The sequence below is a fragment of the Desulfobacter curvatus DSM 3379 genome, assembly GCF_000373985.1.
Taxonomy (GTDB): Bacteria; Desulfobacterota; Desulfobacteria; order Desulfobacterales; family Desulfobacteraceae; genus Desulfobacter; species Desulfobacter curvatus.
Genome location: NZ_KB892913.1, coordinates 65,118 through 88,165, shown reverse-complemented (window position 1 = coordinate 88,165; position 23,048 = coordinate 65,118). Strand labels below are relative to the sequence as shown.

Annotated in this window: 10 protein-coding genes; 8 read left to right on the top strand and 2 right to left on the bottom strand. The window is 50.2% G+C overall.

All coding sequences use genetic code 11. The features are described 5' to 3' along the window. The first annotated feature begins 142 nt into the window (after positions 1-142). Both B147_RS0102895 and B147_RS0102890 read left to right on the top strand, forming a co-directional pair. Entirely contained in the window at positions 143-11,857 is an 11,715-nt protein-coding gene (locus B147_RS0102895; RefSeq protein ID WP_020585752.1) for a type I polyketide synthase, read from the top strand. 11 nt (positions 11,858-11,868) lie between these two features. Continuing rightward, positions 11,869-12,588, top strand: a complete 720-nt coding sequence (locus tag B147_RS0102890) for a 4'-phosphopantetheinyl transferase family protein (RefSeq protein WP_157237746.1) — start codon at positions 11,869-11,871, stop codon at positions 12,586-12,588. Here B147_RS0102890 and B147_RS0102885 read toward each other — a convergent pair. Next, positions 12,565-13,191, bottom strand: coding sequence for a Crp/Fnr family transcriptional regulator (locus tag B147_RS0102885; RefSeq protein ID WP_020585750.1), 627 nt, complete (start codon positions 13,189-13,191; stop codon positions 12,565-12,567). The two genes, B147_RS0102890 and B147_RS0102885, sit on opposite strands and share 24 nt — an antisense overlap. Positions 13,192-13,441: 250 nt before the next feature. Between B147_RS0102885 and B147_RS0102875 the strand changes: the two genes are divergently transcribed. Next, a complete protein-coding gene (locus B147_RS0102875; protein ID WP_020585749.1) occupies positions 13,442-14,164 on the top strand; it encodes an ATP-binding protein in 723 nt (240 codons plus the stop codon). Positions 14,165-14,372: 208 nt separating this feature from the next. After that, the gene (locus tag B147_RS0102870; protein ID WP_020585748.1) at positions 14,373-14,846 is read left to right on the top strand and encodes a universal stress protein; all 474 of its coding nucleotides are present in this window, start codon (positions 14,373-14,375) and stop codon (positions 14,844-14,846) included. A 146-nt stretch (positions 14,847-14,992) separates the two neighbouring features. Here the strand turns inward: B147_RS0102870 and lon are convergent, their stop codons facing one another. Continuing rightward, positions 14,993-17,053: an endopeptidase La gene (lon, locus tag B147_RS0102865; protein WP_020585747.1), complete on the bottom strand. Its 2,061-nt coding sequence runs from the start codon at positions 17,051-17,053 to the stop codon at positions 14,993-14,995. Between the two features lie 429 nt (positions 17,054-17,482). Here lon and B147_RS0102860 point away from each other — a divergent pair, with 429 nt between their 5' ends. The 4 genes from B147_RS0102860 to B147_RS0102840 all read left to right on the top strand — a co-directional run bounded on the left by B147_RS0102860 (position 17,483) and on the right by B147_RS0102840 (position 23,008). Further along, positions 17,483-18,034 carry a universal stress protein gene (locus tag B147_RS0102860; protein WP_020585746.1) on the top strand — a complete coding sequence of 184 codons (552 nt, stop codon included), beginning with the start codon at positions 17,483-17,485 and terminating at the stop codon, positions 18,032-18,034. A gap of 145 nt (positions 18,035-18,179) precedes the next feature. Then, a complete protein-coding gene (locus B147_RS0102850; protein ID WP_026259491.1) occupies positions 18,180-19,994 on the top strand; it encodes an SLC13 family permease in 1,815 nt (604 codons plus the stop codon). Positions 19,995-20,223: 229 nt separating this feature from the next. Further along, positions 20,224-21,648, top strand: a complete 1,425-nt coding sequence (locus B147_RS0102845) for a sensor histidine kinase (RefSeq protein WP_020585743.1) — start codon at positions 20,224-20,226, stop codon at positions 21,646-21,648. Positions 21,649-21,655: 7 nt separating this feature from the next. Further along, positions 21,656-23,008, top strand: coding sequence for a sigma-54-dependent transcriptional regulator (locus B147_RS0102840; RefSeq protein ID WP_020585742.1), 1,353 nt, complete (start codon positions 21,656-21,658; stop codon positions 23,006-23,008). Positions 23,009-23,048 lie beyond the last annotated feature (40 nt).

Sequence of the window (23,048 nt, the reverse complement as noted above, 5' to 3'; positions counted from 1 at the left end):
AATATAATTCAAATTTTATTTTTTGATTCATGAGATTTATTTCTCTTATATATTCAGATTGTTATCATGCTGTTACACAAGGGTGGCACGATCTTTGTTTGCGTTTTGCCGGAGTAAACTGAAAATAACAAGGAGAAACCCTGTGCTGAATAGAATACTGACCACCCGCCTGCCTTTGCTGGCATATCATCCCCCGAAAACATATGACATTGATTTTTTTAAAACCATCTGGCTGGCTGGTGCCATGCCTGTTTTGGATACTGAATTTATAAGCACATCAACGCTTTCTGATCTGCTTGGACAGCTTAAAAAACAAAATCTGCGCCACGGTATCCGTATCTATGCTGAGGATGAAGATATATGGGACTATTTTAAACAGCACCCGGCAGATCTGCCCGAATGCGTTATTGTTGCCTACCATAATCCGGATTCGCTTATCAAACACAAACAGGTAAATGCCCAGATCCTGATAATGGAGATTTATGATCCCGGGCTTGAATCCATACTAAAAAAGATCAATCCCCATGGCATCATTTTAAAGGGCAGGGAAGCCGGCGGCAGGGCCTCTTCTGCATCAAGCTTCATGCTCAGTCAATATTATGCACAAAAAAGTGACATGCCGTACTTTGTCCACGGCGGCGTGGGGTTCCACACCGCGCCGGGATTCTTTGCAGCCGGGGCTGCCGGTCTGGTGCTGGATGCCCAGCTTTATCTGGCCCAGGACGCGCCGGTTTCCACGGCGTTTAAAGAGGCCCTTGGAAAAATGGAAGAGACCGACACGGTCATTTTAGACGGTGACGGCAATACACAGCACCGGGTGTTTGCCAAACCCGGGACAAAGATTGTCCGGGACCTGATCAAAAAAATCAGTATTAAAAAGGCAGAAGGACAGAGTCTGGATTTTATCAGAACCGAGATTGAACAGAACATGGCATCCCTGGGCGAGGATAATGACGCGCCCATGCAGTCCCTGTTCTATCTTGGCCAGGATGCCTTCTTTGCCCGCCACTTTGCAAAGCGCGGCAGCGGACTCAAGGGGATGATCCGGGCGCTGTTCACTTGCGTGGGGCAGGCCCTGAACGCTGTGGAACAATTTGATCCCTTAACAGAAAACACGGCACTGGCAAAGGAGCACGGTACCCGTTATCCCATCACCCAGGGCCCCATGGCCAACATTTCGGACAACAAGGAATTTGCCAAGGCCGTTTATGACAACGGCGCTTTGCCTTTCTTTGCGTTAGGCAGTCTTCCCATCGAGATCGCAGACGGTATTTTGCCGGAAAAATCCGATGAGCTGCCGACGTTTGGTGCCGGCATGATCGGTATCAAAGCGTTCAACCCCACCCTGGATCATCATCTGTCACTGATTAAAACAAAGAAAACCCCCTTTGCTCTTTTTGCCGGCGGCATCCCCTCCCAGATCAATGAATTGGAAGCCTGCGGCACCCGGGCCTACCTTCATACCCCCATGCCGGGCGTTTTGAAAAACGCCTTTGAGAAAGGCACAAGGCGTTTTATCCTGGAAGGCAATGAAGCCGGCGGCCATATCGGCAGCCTTTCCAGCGCGGTTTTGTGGGAACTGAGCATTGAAGCTCTGCTTGATATGCACGCCGATCAAAGCCTGGATGATGTGAGCGTTCTGTTTGCCGGAGGGATTATCAGTTCTGTGGGATCCCATTTTGTTTCCGCCATGACAGCTCTTCTGGCAAAACAGGGGCTGAAAATCGGTATTCAACTGGGCACAGCATATCTGTTCACAAAGGAGATTGTTGAAACAGGTGCCTTGACACCGGTTTATCAGCAGGTGGTCCAGGAGCACACGTGCACCACCATCATCGGTTCCACCGTTGGGCTGAACTGCCGCACCGCCGACACGACGTTTGCCGGCCAGATGATGAAAAATGAGCATTGCCGCCTGGCAGACGGCGCCATGAATTTAGGCGAACGCAAAAGTGCATTTGAAAAGGATAATCTGGGTTCTCTTCTCATCAGCGCCAAAGGCAAAACCCCTGATTTCAGTTATCAAAATAACGGTCAGTGGATTATATACACCGATGAGGAACAGCGGGAAAGCGGCAATTTCATGACCGGAGAAGGACTGCTTTTCTTTGAAGAGCAGACCACCATCGCCCAAATTCATGAGAAATTATTTCTGACAAAGGAGCCGATGATTGCCCGGCTCAATGCACTTGAAGTTTTGACCTCTGCTGACGGTCAAATCAATGACGACATTGCCGTGGTGGGCATGGGCTGCGTATTTCCCGACGCCCATGACACAGACACCTTCTGGCAGAATATTATTAATAAGAAATACAGTATCGGCAAGGTACCTGACAACCGTTGGGAAGAGTCCCTTTACTATGATCCCGATCCAAAGGCTACAGACAAGTCCTATACCCAGGTCGCAGGTTTAGTGAATGACTTTCAATTTGATAATGAACGGTTTGGTTATACACCGGCCAAGGCATCCAAATTGTCCCGCAGCCAGCAGATGCTGCTGCATGCCGCTTACCAGGCCGTGGAAAATGCAAATCTTTTAACCGATGACAACCGGATTGCAGCAAACGTACAGGACCGCACTGCGGTTGTTGTAGCTACATGCCTTGGCAATGAAATGGCATCGGACCTGCATTTTAAGTACTTTTTCCCGGAGATTAAACAATACCTGCGCAATACGCCGGAATTCAATGCCCTGTCTGAAGCAGAACAAAAGAAATTCATTGACGAGCTGCGCGTAAAGATGTCCCAGGGCTCGCTTTACGAACCTGTGCACGGTGTCACCTTGAACATGGAAGCGGCCCGCATTGCATATCATTTGGGCATCACCGGCATCAACTATGTGGTAGATGCTGCATGTGCCACATCCCTTGCCGCCATTGAATGCGCAGTTCATGAGCTGTTGAGCGGGGCCCATGACATGGTTATCGCAGGTGGTGTCAACACCAATCTGACACCTGAATCCTTTGTGGGATTCTGCAAAATGGGCACCCTGTCCGCCAACGGGTCATTCCCCTTTGACGAACGGGCCGACGGATTTGTTCTGGGCGAAGGGTCCGGCGTCCTGGTCCTGAAACGTCTTAAAGATGCCATCCGGGAAAAGGATCACATTCTGGGTGTCATCAAGGGTATTGCCTCGGCTTCCGACGGCAAAGGCAAAGGCATTGCCGCCCCGGATAAAGAGGGGCAGAAACTGGCATTTCAGCGCTGCCATGAAAATATCAAGACGAAATTTTCTCCGGGGATGGTGCAGTTTATCGAAGCCCATGGCACCGGCACAAAGGTGGGGGATGCCGTTGAGATGGATACCCTGTGCCAGGTATATGACCAAGAGGCGTCCATTGGTGTCTCCTCCATCAAATCCCAGATCGGTCATCTGCTCGGGGCGGCCGGTATGGCCGGCATGATAAAAACATTGCTGGCGTTAAACCATCAAACCTTGCCCCCCAACGGCACATTTGAAAAATTATCTCCGAAAATCGACATGGCAGATACATCCCTGTTTGTTCTGGGCGATCCTAAACCCTGGGATGCACCGGCCAATGGACCGCGCATGGCAGCGGTGAGCTCCTATGGATTCGGGGGCATTAATTACCATGCCGTGGTCAGCGAGTTCCGCCAAGCAGACGCAACGCTTTCCCGAAAGATTTTTGTAGACCTTGACCATGATCCCAATGACGACAGAATCGTTTTTGCCGGCATGGGCGTTGTCCTGCCGAAGGCCAAGAACAAAGACGCGTTCTGGGATGCCATGGTTTCAGGGCAAAAGGCTTACCAGCCTATGCCTGCCGATCGTCTGGCCAATGACTGCTATGCCGAAGAGGACGAAAATTCAGGCTTTCGCCTACCCATGATGAAAAACGGCATTGTTGACGATTTTATGCTGGACCCCAAAACCTTTAAGATTCCGCCTTCCGCCATGACCTACATGGACCGGGCACAGTTGTTCGGCCTGGATGCGGCAGGGCAGGCCCTTGAACATGCCGGTCTTCAGGATAAACTAACTCCCGGCAATAAAATCGGTACCATTTTGGGTACTATTTCCGGGACCCGGAATGTTGAATCTATCATCCGCACCCGGATTCCGTTACTCCAGCGCATGATCCGGTCCATTTCGGAGGTGGATGAAAATACCCTTTCTGCCATTGCAGGTCACGTGGGAGATCTTTTAACTGAGAAGTATCCTGCCATGACCGGGGACAGCATTCCCGGTATGCTGTCAAACATTGTATCGGCACGCATCTCCAAACATTATAATACCCAGGGCACCAATTTTGTGGTGGATGCCTCATGTGCGTCTGCCACCATGGCCTTATATCTGGCGGTTAAAAATCTGCGTGCAGGCAACCTGGATGCCGTACTCACCGGCGGGGTGGACACTAACCTGTATCCGGGAGTGCTGCTGGCATTCAAGCGTCTGGGCATTCTTGCGGAAACAGAACCCAGCCTGTTTGACAATAATGCCAACGGATATGTCATGGGCGAAGGGGCTGCCTGTCTGGTTGTCACCACCTATAAATATGCAAAACAGAACGACATGCCGATCCTGGGTGAATTAAAATGCCTGAACATGGCTGCAAGTGCGCCAGAGCATTTGCTGTCACCTTCTGAAAATAAATATGAAAAGGTGATTGCAAATGACACCGGGGCTTTTAAAACCCGGAAACCCGATCTGGCATATCTGGATGTGTTTGGTGTGTCCCACCCGTTCTTGGATCTGGTTGAAAAACAGGCCATTGAAAAAAGCCTGAACCATCCCCTGGCATACGGAAATGTCAAAACCGAGTTCGGGTACTTTAAAGCCGCCAATCCCGCTGTGGTCATGTCAAGGCTTTTGATGATGTCGGAAAAAGGGGTGCTGCTGCCCACCCATGGATACAAACCCGACTCCACACTTATCGAAAAGGACAGCTTGCTGCACCCGGTCAAAGAGATCACGCCGCTGGCTGATGGTGCGCTTTTAGGCGCTGATGTCAACGGTATCGGCGGCAACCATGCTCATGTGATCATCGGCAGACTGCCCCGGTTTCTGCGGTCCCAAGAGGAGTTGGCCTCAGTGGAACAGCCGGCTGTCACCCCCGGGGCCTGGCCGGATACGGTCCGGACCGCTGCTGTCACAGCCCTCCTTTCAGGCCAGGGCGCTCAGTCGGCAGGCATGCTGAAAGGCCTTTATGATACTGTTCCTGAAATCAAAGCTCTGATGGATCAGGGGGATGCCATTTTCCGGGAGCGCCGGGGAGCATCTTTGCTGGAGATCATGAATGCCGGCGGTTCACCGCTCAACCAGACGGAAAATACCCAGCCCGCCATCTTCCTTTCCACGGCGGCCATCTATCATGCATTGCAGCTCAAAGGCTTTGAACCTGATTTTTATATCGGGCACAGTGTCGGAGAATACTCAGCCCTTTATTGCGCAGGCTTGGTTGATTTCAGTACGGGCATGAACCTTGTGATTTCCAGGTCTGATTTCATGGCCCGGGCAGCAAGTGAAAACCCCGGCGGAATTATGGTGGTCTTTGACGGAGAAAAAGCCGCACAGGACATGATCGACAAGTCCGGTGTCGGAGATATCTGGCTGGTCAACAAAAACAGCGAAAAGCAGACGGCCATTGCCGGTACAACAAAGGGCATAGACCTTTTTTGCGCCCATCTGAAAGACAAAGATATTTTCCATAAAAAACTGGCCCTGTCCGCACCCTTCCACACTCCGTTGCTGGAACCTGCGGCCGACAATATGGCCAAGACCCTTGGGTCGGTAAATTTTAATCTTAAAAATGCCCATAAAATCATCTCAAATCTGACGGCTAAACCCTATCCTGCCGATGAACAGATGATCCGGACCCACCTGGCACGTCAGATCGTCTCCCCGGTGGAATTTGTAGAATCGGTCAAAGGCGTTCATGCCCAGGGCTGCAAACGGTTTATTGAAATCGGGCCGGGCAGACTGCTGTGTAACCTGTTGAAAAACATCTCCATTGAAAATCCGGAATCCATGCCCACGGCAGATGCCAAAAAGGGAGAACTTGAAAGTTTCAACCTGGCCGCAGAGCGGTTTATTGCACCCAAGGCAAAAGAGACTGTTCAGACAAGTGAAGCAGCTCCGATTGAATTGATGAACTTTGAACCTAAAAACCTCAATAATAAAGATGTGAAGCATAAGAGTCAGGAAAAAACAGAATCCCCAAGAGAAGTAATGCACAAGGATATGGATTTTAACACCTTTTTAGAACAGAACAAAAACCTTGTACAGGCGACACTACAGCGCGAATATCAGGCGTTTCAACAGAAAAATGCCCTGGCGGCCATTGAAAATTTAGGCCTGTACACCGGTTCCGTCTGTATTGCCGGTGTTGCCGTGGGCCTGCCGGGCAAAGGACACCAGGTATTCAATGAGAAAAATTTTGACCGTATTCTGGCCGGGAATAATTTCATTGAACCTTTGACCCAGGAAGAGAAACACAAAATTGTGGACATGAATATTACCCGGGTCTACAAACAACCCAACGGCAATGCCAGGTTTGTGGATATCGTAAACACCCAGGATGTGATCCAGCTGGCCGGGAAACTCGGGTATTTTGATCTGTCTACGGAGTACGGTATCAGCCGCAAGTTTGACCTTGTGGATGAACTGGCTATGGCAGCCGGGCTTGAAGCCTTGAAAGACGCCCATATCCCCTTGGTCCAAGGGTATAAAAAAACCTCCACCGGCAGCAGCATCCCCGACGCACTTGTCTTGCCCGAAGAGATGCAGGAGACAACCGGCGTGATCATGACCGGTATTTTCCCCGGGTTTGAGACCCTGTTGCACCATCTCAATGCGTATTATTACAACAAGTTTTACGTCAGACCCTATGAAGAGCTGGAAAACATCTACTATCACCTGATGGAGAATCTTTCGGACAAGGATATGAAGGATGTGATTACGGACTGGTTCTTTAAAATCCGTGAGCGCCGCAAGGTATATGGCCAGTATAAATTTGAGCGCAATATCCTTTTTGACATCGTGTCCCTGGGCGGCGCACATTTCGCCCAGCTTATCCGGGCAAAGGGGCCCAATATTCATTTGACCGGGGCGTGTGCGTCCACCACCCAGGCCATCGGCGTGGCAGAGGACTGGATTAGAAACGACCGGTGCGACCGGGTGATTGTCATCGGCGGGGAAGCGGCCACAAGTGAGGCCCAGATGCCGTGGGTGGGATCCGGATTTCTGGCCATGGGCGCCGCCACCAGCAAGGAAGTGGTTTCAGACGCTGCCAAACCCTTTGATGAGGACCGAAACGGAACGATCCTAGGTTCAGGTGCTGTAGGGCTCGTTGTGGAACGACAAGACACCCTGAAACACAGGGGGTTGAACGGCCAGGCCCGGATTTTAGGCACCTATATCGGCAACAGCGCATTCCATCCCTCCCGTATTGATGTGCACCACCTTGCCGGTGAACTTAATAAATTCGTAAACAAGGTGGAAAAACAAAACGCTTTATCCCGCACGGACATGGCCAAGCAACTGGTGTTCATGTCCCATGAGACCTTTACGCCGGCCCGGGGCGGCAGTGCCTCGGCTGAAGTTGAGGCGTTAAAAACAGCGTTTCCAAATCTTTACAAGCAAATTGCAATCACCAATACCAAGGGATATACCGGACACACCCTGGGTGCGGGCATTGAGGATGCCATACTGGTCAAAGGCCTGCAGAAAAAGACCTTTCCGCCTGTGGCCAACCTGGATCATGTACCTGCTGAATTTTCAGATTTGAATTTTACACAATCAGGGCATGGCGATTACCGCTTTGGACTGCATTTCAGCGCCGGATTCGGATCCCATTTTGCCTTTTTACTGGTGGACCGGGTCCAGGAAGCTGACGTGGAGAACAACCCAGTCTACCATGAGTGGCTGGCACGGATTACCAAAAGCCCAGAGCCCATGCTGGGTGTCATAAACAGAACCCTGTGCGTTTTCCCCAAGGATAAGCACGCAGACACAAAGGCCCCGGAGAAGGTGGCGGAGAAAGTGAGTCGTGCCGCCAGCCAAGACGCACCTGAACGCCGCACATCAAAGAAAGACGATGAACCCAAACAACCGGCAAAAGCTGCGGGAAATGTCCAGGCCACAGATGTTTTAAGCCAAATCACCGCCTTGATTGCCGAACAGACCGGTTACACGCTGGACATGCTGGAACCGGACCTGGACCTGGAAGCGGATTTGGGCATTGACACAGTCAAGCAGGTGGAGACCTTCGGTAAGATCACCAAATCCTTTGGCCTGACCGTTCCCGAAGATATCAGCCTTTCGGAACTGAATACCATCCGCAAAATTGCCGAGTATATCGGCAGCCAGATTCAGACGGATGATACTCCGAAACAGGCTGAATCCGGCACAGCAGTCCAGGCACCGGATTCAGGTTCCGGCAGCGGCCCGGATGTCATGGATGACATCACCGCTTTGATTGCCGAACAGACCGGCTACACGCTGGACATGCTGGAACCGGACCTGGACCTGGAAGCGGATTTGGGCATTGACACAGTCAAGCAGGTGGAGACTTTCGGTAAGATCACCAAATCCTTTGGCCTGACCGTTCCCGAAGATATCAGCCTTTCGGAACTGAATACCATCCGCAAAATTGCCGAGTATATCAGCAGCCAGATTCAGACGGATGATACTCCGAAACAGGCTGAGTCCGGCACAGTTGCCCAGGCACCGGATTCAGGTTCCGGCAGCGGCCCGGATGTCATGGATGACATCACCGCCTTGATTTCAGAACAGACCGGTTACACGCTGGACATGCTGGAACCGGACCTGGACCTGGAAGCGGACTTGGGCATTGACACGGTCAAGCAGGTGGAGACCTTCGGCAAGATCACCAAGTCTTTTGGCTTGAGTGTCCCCGAAGATATCAACCTTTCTGAACTGAATACCATCCGCAAAATTGCCGAGTATATCGGCAGCCAGATTCAGACCGAGGATATTCCAAAGCAAGCTGAATCCGGCACAACTGAACCGGCACCGGCTTCAGGTACTGATAGCGGCCAGGACATTACGGGCGACATCACGGCCATGATCGCCGAGCAGACCGGTTATACCCAGGACATGCTGGAACCGGACCTGGATCTGGAAGCGGATTTGGGTATTGACACGGTTAAGCAGGTGGAGACCTTCGGTAAGATCACCAAAGCATACGGATTGTCCGTTCCCGAGGATATCAATCTGTCTGAATTGAACACTATCCGTAAAATCAGTGAATATATACAGGCACAAGTCTCCGGGGAGGGCAACGATAATGCGGATACCCCGCCGACGCCGGCAGCCCAAAGCGCCCAGGCATCTGAAACTGAACACGCCGGGCAGTCAACGTCAGAGACCTCTGAGCAAACGGGAATTCAACGCTATACCTTTGGATTGCGCAAGCTGCCCGACGCAACACCTGGCAACCCTAGTTGTGAAGGTCAAACTTATTTGATCACCATGGACAAACAGGGATTCGGCCAGGCTGTGGCGAATTTAATCAAAGAAAATAAAGGGAATGTCATCAGTGTGGGCAACAGTGAGCAAGATGATTACATTGTTGATTTAAGCACCGTTGACGGCGCCGAAGAGGTCATTTCCCGGATCAAGGCGGACCATGAGGGTATTGCAGGGATCTTTTTCCTTCACCCCCTGGATTTTGCCATGGAGGCAGGTGAGAACCCGGTGGCAGAGAGTGCATCAGTCAAATTTTTATTTCTGTTGTGCAAGGCATTCGGCATTCGGCTGGATCAATCCCACGGCCGTTTGGCGGCCCTATCGGTTCAGTCCGCCCTGGCCCGTTTCAAGGAACCTGCACCGGATCAGATTTTCCCTGTGTTCAGCGGCATTTCAGGCCTGCTGAAAACCGTGGCCAAAGAGTATCCGCAAACAGGGGTGAAAGTTGTGGAGTTCATGGATAAAAATGAACTTGCGGATATGACCCAGGCCGCTTCCATATTTATGGAAGAGGTGTTCAGCACCAGCACCCGCCGGGAGGTGGGCATTGAAAAGGGGGCAAGATTCGGCATCCGGGCAAAGACCGGGAGTCCTGAAACATCACAGTCCCAGGGCGAAGAGTCCTCTGTCATCAAAGGTACTGACACGCTGCTGGTTACAGGCGGTGCTGCGGGCATCACCTATGAACTGCTCAAGGCGGTCATCCGTCCGGATATGAATTTGGTTATTCTAGGACGCAGCCGGGTGGAGGATGAATTGGAGATTCCTGTGACCGATGCCATGGATGACACACAAATCATGGCCGCGCTCAAGTCCATACACCCGAACGCCAAACCCGTGGAGCTGAAAAATAGAACAGCCGGACTGCGGCGGATTCTTACGGCCCGGGAAAATCTGGGCCAATTGCGTGCCCAGGTAAAATCAGTGGATTACCATGCCGTGGATGTCACCGATCCCGACGCCGTTCTTAAGGCGGTCAACCAATATGACCGTATTGACGGGGTGATTCATGCCGCCGGTGTGGACCGAAGCATTATGATTGAGAAAAAATCCATGGAGGATTTCAATCTGGTTTTTGATACCAAGGTCCAGGGGATGGCTAATGTACTGGCAGCCATTGAAAATAAAAATTGCCGCTATCTCATCGGTTTTTCATCCATTACCGCCAGATTCGGCAATGAGGCCCAGTCAGACTATACGGCCGGAAACGACATGATGGGGGCCATGATACAGGCAATCGCCTTTAAAACACCGGAAATGACCTACAAGGTTTTTGACTGGACCGCCTGGGCCGAAATCGGAATGGCGGCCCAAGGCACCATTGAGGCTGTGTTAAAGGAAAAGGGCATTGCCTTTCTTCCGGTGGCCCAAGGGGTTCGCTTTTTCCAGGAAGAACTGCTCAATCCGGCCGGCAATGAAATCCTGATCGGTGCGCCTCCTGAGAAAAATCCAGCCGCATTCGATCCGGACGGCCTGCTTGCCGTGGGGCCGTTCCTGGATACCGTGGAAAAAGATACCGGTCGGGACAGGCTGAAATTCAAACGCCTTCTGGAAGCGGACAGGGATCTTTTTCTTTTCGACCATGCCAGAAAAGGCGTGCCCCTGTTTCTCGGGGCAACCGGGCTGGAAACCATGGCTGAAGCGGCCCTTGAATGCAGCGGTTCCCAAGGACGCGTCCTTGAAGTCAGTGATTTTAAGATCCCCTATGGCATCAAATTGTTGAAAAATCGCCCGAAACATATTGAAATTTTTGCTGAAAAAAATGCGGACGGTTCAATAACAACAGAGATCCATTCTGTTTTCACTCCCCCGGGTGGTAAAGCCCCTGTCCAGGACACCCTGCATTACCAGGGCAAATTTAAAATCGGCACGGATTTTCCCGTCCTGGATGAGATCTCCACCCCGGCATTGTCCGAATTCAAGGTTGATACCCAGTGGCAGGAACAGATCTACCACCCGGAGCGCCTGTTCATGGACGGGTTGTTCCGCTCCGTGGATCAGCTGGCCGCCTTGGACGAGGACAGCCTGGTTACAGTGGTTCAATGGCGGCCCGGCCGCGAATTTTTCAATGGCCAGACCTATCCTGAATTTGCCACCCCAGTGGTGATCATGGATGCCGTATTCCAAACCGGAGGAATACTGGAGTTTTTCACCAGTGCTGACGTGATGCTGCCCTATGCCATTCGCAAGGTTTCGTTTGCAGGGGATGTTCTGCCCAATACCCCTTATTTCTGCGTGACCCGGCGTATGGCCCAGGACAGTGACACCAAAACGTATCATATGCAGCTGGCAGATCCTTCGGGCCGTGTGGTCGTTGACATTCAGGATTTTCAAATGGTCCGGGTGGATCACCTGGCCGAAGAGAATCGTCCGGCTATGCCCACGCTGAATACGGTCACCGCCTGATGGCCGTATAGATGCAACGCATGAACCTGCTGTTCCGTGAACAGGGCATCCATTTTTGCCTTGTTCACATCCCGGACATGCTCAAAGCGTTATTACCCCAAACTGTCGGGCCTGGTTACCAGACCAGGCCCGGCTGCCGATTCTGTCCGGATCAGTTTGCAAGGCCCATGCTTTCCCCGGCCGAACTCAATAAGCTGAATCAATTGTTTGCCCTGAAAAAGCAGGTGGAACGACTGGCCGGACGATGGGCGGTAAAAAATCTTGTCATGCAGGAGACAGGCCTGTCCCCGGATGCCATTGAGATACATAATGACGCATCCGGGGCACCCGTCCTGGCCCCTGCCTTTGATTATGCCATATCCATCTCACATTCAGGGGATTACGCCCTGGCCGCTTTGTGCAAAAAAGCCCATGCCATCGGTGTTGATATGGAGACCATAATCCCTATGGATATCCCGGCCCTTTTACACGCCGGATTTTCCAACAAAGAACAGAGTGCATACGCCGGGGAAGACCTTGAAAACATCCTGAAAATCTGGACCATCAAAGAAGCCGTGCTTAAATACCGGCGAACCGGTTTAAAAAATTCTGCAAAAAAAATCGAATGGCTGGATGAAACACTATATGAAAATCATGCCCCCGTTGATGACGCTTTTGTAAAATCATACCAGCGGGATAAAATTATTTTTTCGGTGGCCGTTCCAATTCTAAAGGCGACCGGTATGGGATAACTCTTCCAGTCCCCCATGATCTAAAATCAAAAATTTTTTCCCATCCGCCTTGATAAATTCGGCCTGGTCCATTTTTTTCAATACACGGGAAATGGTCTCCGGGGTTGTGCCGATGAGGCTTGCCAGTTGAACCTTTGAAACAGGCAACGATACCTTGGTTGACGTCCGGTGTTCTTTTTGTGAATGCACGCTCTCTTCCCGTGCCAGGGTCAGAATATAAGCGGCAAGCCTGGCAGGCACTTCCTTCAAACTTAAATTTTCAATTTGAACCGTGAATTCCCTCAGGCGCCTGGAAAGGTCTGCCAGCATGTTCATGGCAAGGGCGGGGGATTTTCCAATTTGCCGGACAAAGGCTTGTCTGGGCAGAAAAAGAATGGTTGAGGGTTCCAGGGCCATGGCAGACGCCGGGAAGCTTGTTCCCTGGAATACCGGAACCTCACCGAATGTATGGCCTGGGCCGTATATGTGCAGGATCTGCTCTTTCCCCTCAAAAGACATTTTGAATACTTTGATTTTTCCTGCTGCCACAATGTAAAACCCTTCGCCCCGGTCGCCTTCCTGGAAAATAATTTCGCCTTTGTTTACGGTTAATTCACTGGCCAAAGCGGCGAGAGTCGCACTCTGGTCTTCCGTCAGTCCTGAAAAAAGGGGAATGATGTGCAGATACTGTTCGATGTTTGGTCTCCGGAAAAGTTTTTCAGCAATGGTTTCAATTGGATTGTCTGGACAACCGCAAAAAAATCAACAAAAATTTAACGGCTTGATTCAGATCAAGGTTTTCCCTTTTTTTCTATAGTAACTTCAAACCAAGATGTAAACTTAATTTAAACTTTAATCATAAAAGGTAAGCCCCATGAAAGTTATCCGTAAAATTATAGAGATAGACGAAGAAAAGTGTGACGGCTGTGCCAACTGCGTACCCTCCTGTGCCGAAGGGGCCATTCAGATTATTGACGGCAAGGCAAAGGTTATTGGCGATAAGTATTGTGACGGGCTTGGCGCCTGTCTTGGCGATTGCCCCAGAGGCGCGCTTAAGCTCATTGCGCGCCGGGCTGACGAATATGATGAACAGGCTGTACATGCACGGCTTGACAGGCAAAGGTCCGCAACGATCTCAAAACCCAATGGGTGCCCGTCCCAGCAGGTCACAACATTTCCCATCTCTCCGTTACCGGGTATGGGGGCGGCGACAGATGGATCTGCCGGCGGCTCAGCCCTGGGGCACTGGCCGGTGCAGCTTCGGCTGATCCCTGCCGCAGCGCCCTTTTTAAAAGATGCAACCCTGCTGATCACAGCCGACTGCGTTCCTGTTGCCGCCCCATCGTTTCATTCCGATTATCTGAAAGGCAAGGTCGTCATGCTCGGCTGTCCTAAATTTGATGATGCCGATCTCTATATTGACAAGCTTGCAGATATTTTTGCCCAAAATAATATCCAGGGCATCACCATGATGGTCATGGAAGTTCCCTGCTGTTCAAAAATGAAATGGATTGTTGACTGTGCCATGGAAAAATCCGGAAAGAGTATTCCTGTTCACCGGGTAACCATTTCAACCACAGGCCAACCCTTACCCTGAAATACCTGTCTTTTTTTCCTGCCGATTGTGGGTACAACATGCTGTGCCCATAATCGGCTGGGGTATATTCTCAGCAGAAATACAGCAATTCCCGCATTTACACTTTTGCACCGGAACATTACGATATTGGGTATGGGGAATTGCAACGATACGATTCCCAAAGCTGAAAAGAAGCGTCTACGTGTCTATAAATTCAAAGGAGAAAATCATGAATTCCAAAATCTTGCTTCCGTTCGATGACACTGACAGTGCCGGAAATACTGTTTCCTTTGTCGCAGAACACTTAAATAAAGAGCACGAGATCACACTGTTTCACGTAGTGCCGGATACGGCGGCAGCCTGCGGGCTCGACAGTCCCAGCCTTACACCCTATTTCGAAAAAGAACGTAATGCGTTTTGCCGGATGGAGGAACGGCGCCAGGCTATGATGAAAGAAATCCTTGATGCTGCAAGGCATGTTTTAATTAATGCCGGGTTTTCCAAAGAGAATATTCACATCAAAATTGAGGCCCAGAACAAAAATATCGCCAGTGACATTGTTCAGGAAGCCCAAAAAGGAAAATATAGTCTGGTGGCCATGGGACGAAGGTCGTCTTCAGGCATTAAGGACTTTTTCATGGGCAGCAACGCTTCGCGGGTGATGCACGCCTTGAACGGCATACCCGTGATCATCATTGACTGAGTGAAATATGGGCAGAATCAAAGGTGACGATGTCGTCAAAAATCTTCCGCTTACTGCCTTATGGTGCCTGGCCAGACGTTTGATATGCTGTATGTCTGCAGTTGTTCCCAGGCCAGGCACCAAGTTTTGTAGCCGGACATCTTTATCTATCCGTCGATTGGGCTTTTCACCGGCACCGGTTGATCAATGGCCGCTTGCCCCAACACCTGCCGGATTACTTCGTCCAGTTCACCTGCTGTAAAGATTTTTATTCCCTGCTTGAGCGTGTCATCCATGGCTGCAATTTCAGCCTGGTTTTTGGCAGGAAAAATGACTGTTTTGATTCCGGCGGTTTTGGCTGCCAGCAGTTTTTCACGGATGCCGCCCACAGGAAGGATTCTGCCGCTTAAGGTTACCTCTCCCGTCATGGCCATATCCCGGGGACAGGGAATATCCTTTAACAGAGAAACCAGCGCCACGGCAATGGTCATCCCGGCGGATGGACCGTCCTTGGGAATGGCCCCCGACGGCACATGAACGTGGATATCCCGGCCCTGGAAAAAGTTTGCAGCCAGCCCCAATTGTTCCGTGTGGCTGCGGATGTAGCTTAAGGCGGCCTGGGCGGATTCCTTCATGATTTCGCCTAAATATCCGGTGAGGATCAGACGTTCGGCTCCCATCATCCGCGTGGTCTCCACAAAGATGATTTCCCCGCCGCTTTCCGTCCAGGCAAGGCCTGTGGCGCACCCCACCCGGTCCCGTGCCCCTGCAATTTCATAGTGGTATCTGGCAGGCCCCAGAAGTTTTTCTACGGTATTTTCATCTATTTTTATTTTCCGGGACGCATTGGGCGTATTGAGATACCGCCGGGCAATTTTGCGGCAGATGGCTGAAATTTGGCGTTCAAGTCCCCGTAATCCCGCCTCCCGGGTGTGTTCCCTGATGATGGCACAAAGCGCATTTTGCGTAAATTCAAGGTCGAATCCCGAAAGTCCCGTGTCCTCCTTGGCCCGGGGAATCAGGTGGCGTTGGGCAATGTGTGTTTTTTCTTCGATGGTGTATCCGGACATGGATATCACCTCAAACCGGTCAAGCAACGGCCCTGGAATCCGTGCCACCATATTGGCCGTTGCAATGAACATCACCTTGGACAGGTCAAAGGGAATGTCCAGGTAATGGTCAATGAATTTCGAGTTCTGCTGGGGGTCCAGCACCTCAAGCAGCGCCGAGGCAGGATCGCCTTTGAAATCCTGTCCGATTTTATCGATTTCATCGAGCATGAGCACGGGATTCAAAGATTCGGCCCGGCGTATTTCCTGGATGATTCGTCCGGCAAGGGCACCGGCATAGGAGCGCCTGTGTCCCCTGATATCGGCTTCATCCTTTATGCCGGCCAGGGAGATCCGGACGAATTTACGTTCCAGGCTTTGGGCAATGGACTTGCCAAGTGACGTCTTTCCCGTGCCCGGAGGACCGGCAAAGCAGATCACAGGCCCCTTGGCTTCCACAAGCCCTGTTTTTTTGCCCAGGGCCTTTTTGACGGTTTCCCGGATATTATCAAGTTTAAGGGGCTTGGGAATAAAGTGAAATGAGCCCCGCTTGATGGCATCCACGGCGGTGAGTACCGTGGCATACCCGGAGATGATGATCACTTCTGTGGAGGGGCTTGTGGCCTTTATACGTTCCAGAAGCGCCATACCGTCAATTTTGTCCATTTTAAGGTCCGTGATCACAAGATCTACGGTTTTGTCTTTTAAAAATTCCAGGGCCTGGGTACCGCCGTCGGCCGTGCTGACCTCATAACCCTCTTTGGACAGGACATGCTCCAGGTTCATCCGGGTGATCTGCTCATCATCCACCACAAGAATGGTGTTTTTCCGGGACAGCTTCATTTGCCGGACCGCCAGATGTTCGAGGATTCGCTCCTTGATTTCTTCAAGTCCATAATGGTCGGAGTTCAGGATTCTTTCCGCGCGCTGGATGTCAAGATTGTCCTGGGTGTATCGGTTCCAGGGCAGGGTGGTCACATAGTCGATATGATTGAGCCCGATGGTGTACTCGGCCGCACTTGGATTGATCTTTTCAAGCCGGTCCACCTCTTTGAGTAAAATTTTTTCAATTTCAGCCGGGATTTTTTGCTCCAGCACGGCCTCGCGCAACGCAGCAATTTCTTCTGCTCCCGTATCAACAACCTGCGTTTCTTCTTCTTTTTTAAAGATCCGTTTCACCCTGACAGCCCTTTCTTCTAAGAACTTCAAAATTTGAAAATTATTCAGTTTTTTTTAGCTTAGAGCAATTACCATGCCTGATACCTGATTTGGGGTACGGCGGTTCCTTAAGAAGGGAAGTCATAAGGCTTTTTCACCTTACATCAACCCAAAGTAAGAGATGAATCTCTGATGAATCGTTTCATTGTGCAACACAAACATTGACAATTGCAATGTTTGTAAACAAGCGCGAGATAAGGCTTTGATAATAATTTTTAAATAATATTGCATTCTGCAACACAACCGGCGGCGCAGGGCTGGTGGGAAATCTGTGAAAAGCCCCACTGTGTAGGCAATTAAGACGGTTTTTGGAAACTGGTATGCAACTTGCTCATTATTTGCCAGCAAAGATGGTAAACCCAATACACTTATTAAGGAGGACAGTCGCGTATGCAGTTTTTAAATAGAATATTAAACCTTGGTAAAAAACACGGCAATGCGGAAAAACCGATTCAATTTTCCCAGCGTTGCGATAGCAACGATGCTGGTACAGATGGGGATCAGTGCATGTTGTGCAAGGAAAACGAAGGGAAAAATCTGGTGGTTGCCACCCTTGAAAGCCGGTTTTCCGATGATATGGTTGAGTATGCCCTGGATATGGCCAAGCGCATGGATTACGGCATTATTGCGGTAAATGCAGCTAATCTGACCCATGATGTAACCTCATTTTTTTCCACCACCCAGGAAGAACTGTACGCCGATTTTAAGGAAACGGCGGCAAAAAATGTATCGCCGTTCGAGGCGAAGGCCACAGAACTGGGCCTGAAATTTGCCCATACCACAAGCCAGGCCGATGTGGACCATGCCATTGCCGATATCACCAAGGAGTGCGGCCACATTGAATTTATTATTTCCGAGAACAAGCGCCCTGCTGCGGTAAGGGACGCTGCCGTCAACCAGGATCGGATTGCCCAGCGGCTTTGCGTTTATTCAGTGAATTAGGAGGACTGTTGCATGAGTGCTCATTTTATCATCGGTCTTTGTATCGTTTTGTTTACAGCGGTGCTGTGCTTTATCTACAGAAATGAAGAAGAAGAATAGTACCGGCATTTTAAAATAGTTAATTTTCAATGGAGTGTTTTTTAGAATGACACCTGATATGATTATGACCATGATCATCCTGGTCTTTGTTATCTGCCTCTTTGTGTTCGAATGGGTGCGGGTGGATGTGGTCGGGATAATGATGATGGTCCTTCTCCCCCTGATTGGACTGATCTCTCCTAAAGAAGCCTTTGTGGGCTTAAGTTCCAATGCAGTTTGTTCCATTATTGCCGTAATTATCATTGGTGCGGGGTTGGATAAAACCGGCGTTATGAATAAAGTGGCCAAGCCCATCCTGGCCCTGGCAGGCAAAAGCGAAGCCAAGATCATGCTTTTGGTCTCAAGTACTGTGGGTATTATTTCAAGTATGATGCAGAATATTGGGGCCGCAGCCCTGTTTCTGCCCGCCACCCAGAGAATCTCCAAGCGGGTGGGGATTCCCACCTCCCGCATCCTGATGCCCATGGGGTTTTGCGCCATTATCGGCGGAACGCTTACCCTTGTGGGCGCAAGCCCGACCATCCTGCTCAATGACCTTATGGTGCTGGGCGGTGAAAAGCTTGAACCTTTCGGGTTGTTCACCCAGACGCCCATCGGTGTGTGTTTGTTGGTTACGGCGCTTTTATATTTTTTGATTTTCGGACGGTTGATTCTTCCCAACGCAAGCGGCGATTCCGGCAAAGGCGCCACAGATGTGCTCATTAACGAATATCAGGGTGTCAACAGTCTGGTTGAACTTCACGTACCCGAAGAGACCGGTACCACAGGGCTTCTGGATGATTTAAATATTCGTCCCCGGTTTCTTGTTACGGTCATCGGCATATCTTCTCCCTCTACCCGGACCACCAACCATGTGCCCCGCAGTTATGAAGGCATCAACGGCGGCGATGATATTGCCGTGGTCGGCAAAAGGGAAAATATAGAGCAGCTTGCCAAAGAGTATGGCTGGGAGATAAAGCCGGCCCTTGAAACTTTTGCAGAATTTTTGGCCAATACCAATGCCGGTATGGCCGAGGTCATTGTGGCACCAAGATCCGAACTCATCGGCAAAACATTGAATGAGGTTAATTTCAAGGAAATGTACGGACTTAATCCGCTGGTGCTGTTCAAGGACAATCGAAAATATTACTCCGGGCTGACCAATATCCGGCTGGCCATGGGGGACACGCTGTTGCTCCAGGGGCCATGGGAGAAGTTTCATATTCTGATGAACAGGCCCAAACCCAGATCTTTGGTGTTTGCATCCAAGCTGGAAGGTGAAATCCTGCGGCCCCAGAAAGCGATGCTGGCTGTAGGGTGGTTGGCTCTTGCCCTTTTCCAGATCGTGGTCTTGAAAATTCAGCTGTCCGTGGCGCTTATGTCCGGGGCGCTTGGGATGATCATTACCGGGGTTCTCACGGTTGACGAGGCATATCTGTCCGTCGACTGGATGACAGTATTTCTATTGGCAGGGCTCATTCCCCTGGGCATTGCTTTTGAAAAAACCGGAACAGCCGGGTTTATTGCCCATACGGTGCTTAACCTGATCGGGACGCCTTCACCCATTGTTCTTCTGGCGGTTGTGGGGATTATGGCATCCTTTTTTACCCTGGTTATCTCCAATGTGGGGGCCACGGTGCTTCTGGTGCCCCTGTGCATGAACATGGCGGTGATGGCCGGGGCAGACCCGAGGATGGCTGCGCTGGTGGTGGGGCTCTCTGCTTCCAATACTTTTGTGCTGCCTACACATCAGGTGAATGCACTGATCATGCGTCCGGGCGGCTACAGAACCATTGACTACGCCAAGGCCGGTGCCGTGATGACCGTGCTGTTTCTTGTTGTGGAATTGACCGTGATCTATTTTTTCTACGGTATTTCTTAAACCAAAAAAACAATGCTATTCCCCGGGCCGATCGGATGACCTTATGTCCGGTCGGCCTGTTTATTGTAGCGATTATTTTACCATGAAGACCATGAAGCGCACGAAAAATATATACCGGGAAATCAATCTTCATGTCCTTCATGCGCTTCATGGTTTTAATCCGGAAGTATCTTAACTTTATGACATTGGCCTTGTTTCCCATAGAGAACATATATATATATTGATTATTATGCGTTTTAGTCTTAGACAAAAAGTATCATTTCTTTTCCTGGTTTTCATGGTGGTGAACAGCATTATCTGGTTCATAAACCACTACAGCAATTCCACAGTGTTAAGCACCCTGGTGCTCATTGAAAAAAAACGGGATCTGTTGGATACGGTGCTGGAGGCCCGGCGTTACGAGAAGAATTTCTTTTTAAGAAAGGACATCCGGGATTTGTCCATGGCCCTGTCATACATTGGTAAAATTGATGAAAAACAGGCTCATATTGAAAAAGAGTTTTCTGACCTTGTAGTCAGGGACCCCTTTTTCCAGCAACGCAGCCAGGCCATCAATGCCTACCGCACCAACATGGAAACCCTGCTAAACTTGTATAAAAGTGGTACAGTTTCTTCTGAGCGGTCTTTGCAGATTCAAAATACGGTGACCCAGCTTGGGCGGGAATTGACTACTGATATTGAACAAGTGGTAAAAGCAGAGAAAAAAAAGGTGTTTGAACTGCTGGACCGGTCCAGGGAATACTTAATGGTTTCTCTGCTCCTATTGTTTATTCTCACTGTCGTGGCCACCATTTTTTTGGTCATCAAGCTTAACCGCCCCTTAAAAGCCATTGAAACCGGCATCAAACACATTGCCAAGGGCGATTATGATAAAATTCCGGCAATAAAAACCGGAGACGAGTTTGAGTCTTTGGCCGTGAGTCTGAATGATATGATTGAAGAGCTGGATCGCCGTAAAACCCAGCTCATCCAGGCCGAGAAAATGTCGTCCTTGGGCACGCTTACCTCCGGGGTGGCCCATGAACTGAACAATCCGTTGAACAATATCTCCACCAGCGTCCAGATTATCCAGGAGGAAATTGAAGACCCGGATATTGATTATAAAAAAACGCTGTTGGCCAATGTTGAACAGGAGATCAACCGGTCAAAGGAAATTATCCGGGCCCTGCTTGATTTTTCCAGACAAAGTGATTTCAGTGTTGAACCGGTGGTGTTTAAAAAACTGGTCGGCAACACCATGCACCTGATTACAGGGGATATCCCTTCGGATATTGATGTGGAAATCTCCGTTCCCGATGATATTGAGGGCCACATGGATCCCCGGCGCATCCAGCAGGTGCTGCTTAATCTGATTATCAATGCCGTATTTGCCATGGAGGATCAGGACGGTGGACGTCTGACCATTTCGGCGTTTAAGGACGACCAGGCACGCGCCTTTGTTTTTGCGGTTCAGGATACGGGAAATGGGATAAAAGAAGAACATCTTGCCAAGATTTTCGATCCTTTTTTCACCACCCGGGAAGTGGGAAAGGGGTCTGGCCTAGGGCTTTCCATTATACACGGCATTATTGAGCAGCACGGCGGAACAATCAGCGTGAATTCCAGCCTTGGACAGGGTACGATATTTACAGTCAGCCTACCTGACGAACATTAGGAGAAACATGCAGGAAAACATTCTGATAATCGAAGATGAGCAGATCGCTCTTAAAAATCTTGAACACATTCTTCTCAAGGATGGATACAAGGTTACGGCTGTCGAGAGCGGAACCAAGGGGTTGAATCTTATCAAATCCAAAACCTTTGATCTGATTATCACCGATTATAAGATGAAAAAGATCGACGGCATGCAGATCCTTGAACACAGTCGGAAGTTGCAGCCCCACACCGAAGTTATCTTAATCACCGGCTATGCCACCGTGGACAATGCGGTGATCGCCATGAAAGAAGGGGCCTATCACTATATTGCAAAACCCTACAAAATAGACGAAGTTCGGCAGATCATCAAACAGGCGCTGCTTAAGCGATCCCTTCAATTGGAAAATCAGGCGCTTAAGAAACAGCTTGACCAGCAGGCAAAGCTGCCTGAAATCATCGGTAACAGCCCGCCCATGCGCCAGGTGAAAAAGACCATTGCCCAGGTAGCCCAGACCGATATCTCCGTGTTGGTTTTAGGGGAAAGCGGCACGGGTAAAGAGCTTGTGGCAAGGGCGATTCACAGTCTTTCCAGCCGGAAAAATCATGAAATGGTGGCCTTCAACTGTGGCTCGTTTTCAGAGGATCTCATGGCCAATGAGCTTTTCGGCCATGAAAAAGAGGCCTTTACCGGTGCGATGAAAACCAAAAAAGGCCTGTTTGAGTTTGCCGACCAGGGCACGGTGTTTTTTGATGAAATCGGGGATATGCCGGCTTCCATGCAGATCAAAATTCTGCGGGTGATCCAGGAAAAAGAGATCATGCGGGTGGGCAGCACCCAGACGATAGGCGTGGATTTAAGATTCATCGCTGCCACCCACAGGGATCTGCGCCACGAGGTGGACAAGGGCCATTTTCGCCAGGACCTTTATTTCCGGCTCAACGTGGCATCCATCATACTGCCTGCCCTGGCAGACAGGAAAGAGGACATTCCCTTGCTTGCCTATCATTTTCTGGCAAAAAAAAACCGGGATATGGGAAAAAGTATCAAGGAAATTGATCGCACCACCATGGAGTTTCTTGTCAATTATGCCTGGCCGGGAAACGTCCGGGAACTTGAAAACATCATCGAACGGGCCGTGGCCATGGAAAACAGCGAAGTGATATATCCCGAGGCACTGCCCGACCATCTCACTCAGCTGGCTATTGAAACCTACCGAACGGCCCCGGAAGGCAAAATTCCCACCATGAAGGAGCAGGAAAAACGGTATATCCGGTGGGTGCTGGAACAGACCAACTGGAACAAAACCCGGGCTGCCGAGATCATGGAGATCGACCGGGTCTCTTTGTGGCGCAAGATCAAAGCTTTTAAGTTAGAGTAGCAGCCATGGGCTGACCTTGGTTTATCGAAACCCAGGTTCA

Coding starts and splice junctions, on each gene's coding strand:
- B147_RS0102875 (WP_020585749.1), top strand. CDS start 13,442: ATGAAAGTTATCCGTAAAATTATAGAGATAGACGAAGAAAAGTGTGAC.
- B147_RS0102840 (WP_020585742.1), top strand. CDS start 21,656: ATGCAGGAAAACATTCTGATAATCGAAGATGAGCAGATCGCTCTTAAA.
- B147_RS0102860 (WP_020585746.1), top strand. CDS start 17,483: ATGCAGTTTTTAAATAGAATATTAAACCTTGGTAAAAAACACGGCAAT.
- B147_RS0102890 (WP_157237746.1), top strand. CDS start 11,869: ATGCAACGCATGAACCTGCTGTTCCGTGAACAGGGCATCCATTTTTGC.
- B147_RS0102850 (WP_026259491.1), top strand. CDS start 18,180: ATGACACCTGATATGATTATGACCATGATCATCCTGGTCTTTGTTATC.
- B147_RS0102845 (WP_020585743.1), top strand. CDS start 20,224: ATGCGTTTTAGTCTTAGACAAAAAGTATCATTTCTTTTCCTGGTTTTC.
- B147_RS0102870 (WP_020585748.1), top strand. CDS start 14,373: ATGAATTCCAAAATCTTGCTTCCGTTCGATGACACTGACAGTGCCGGA.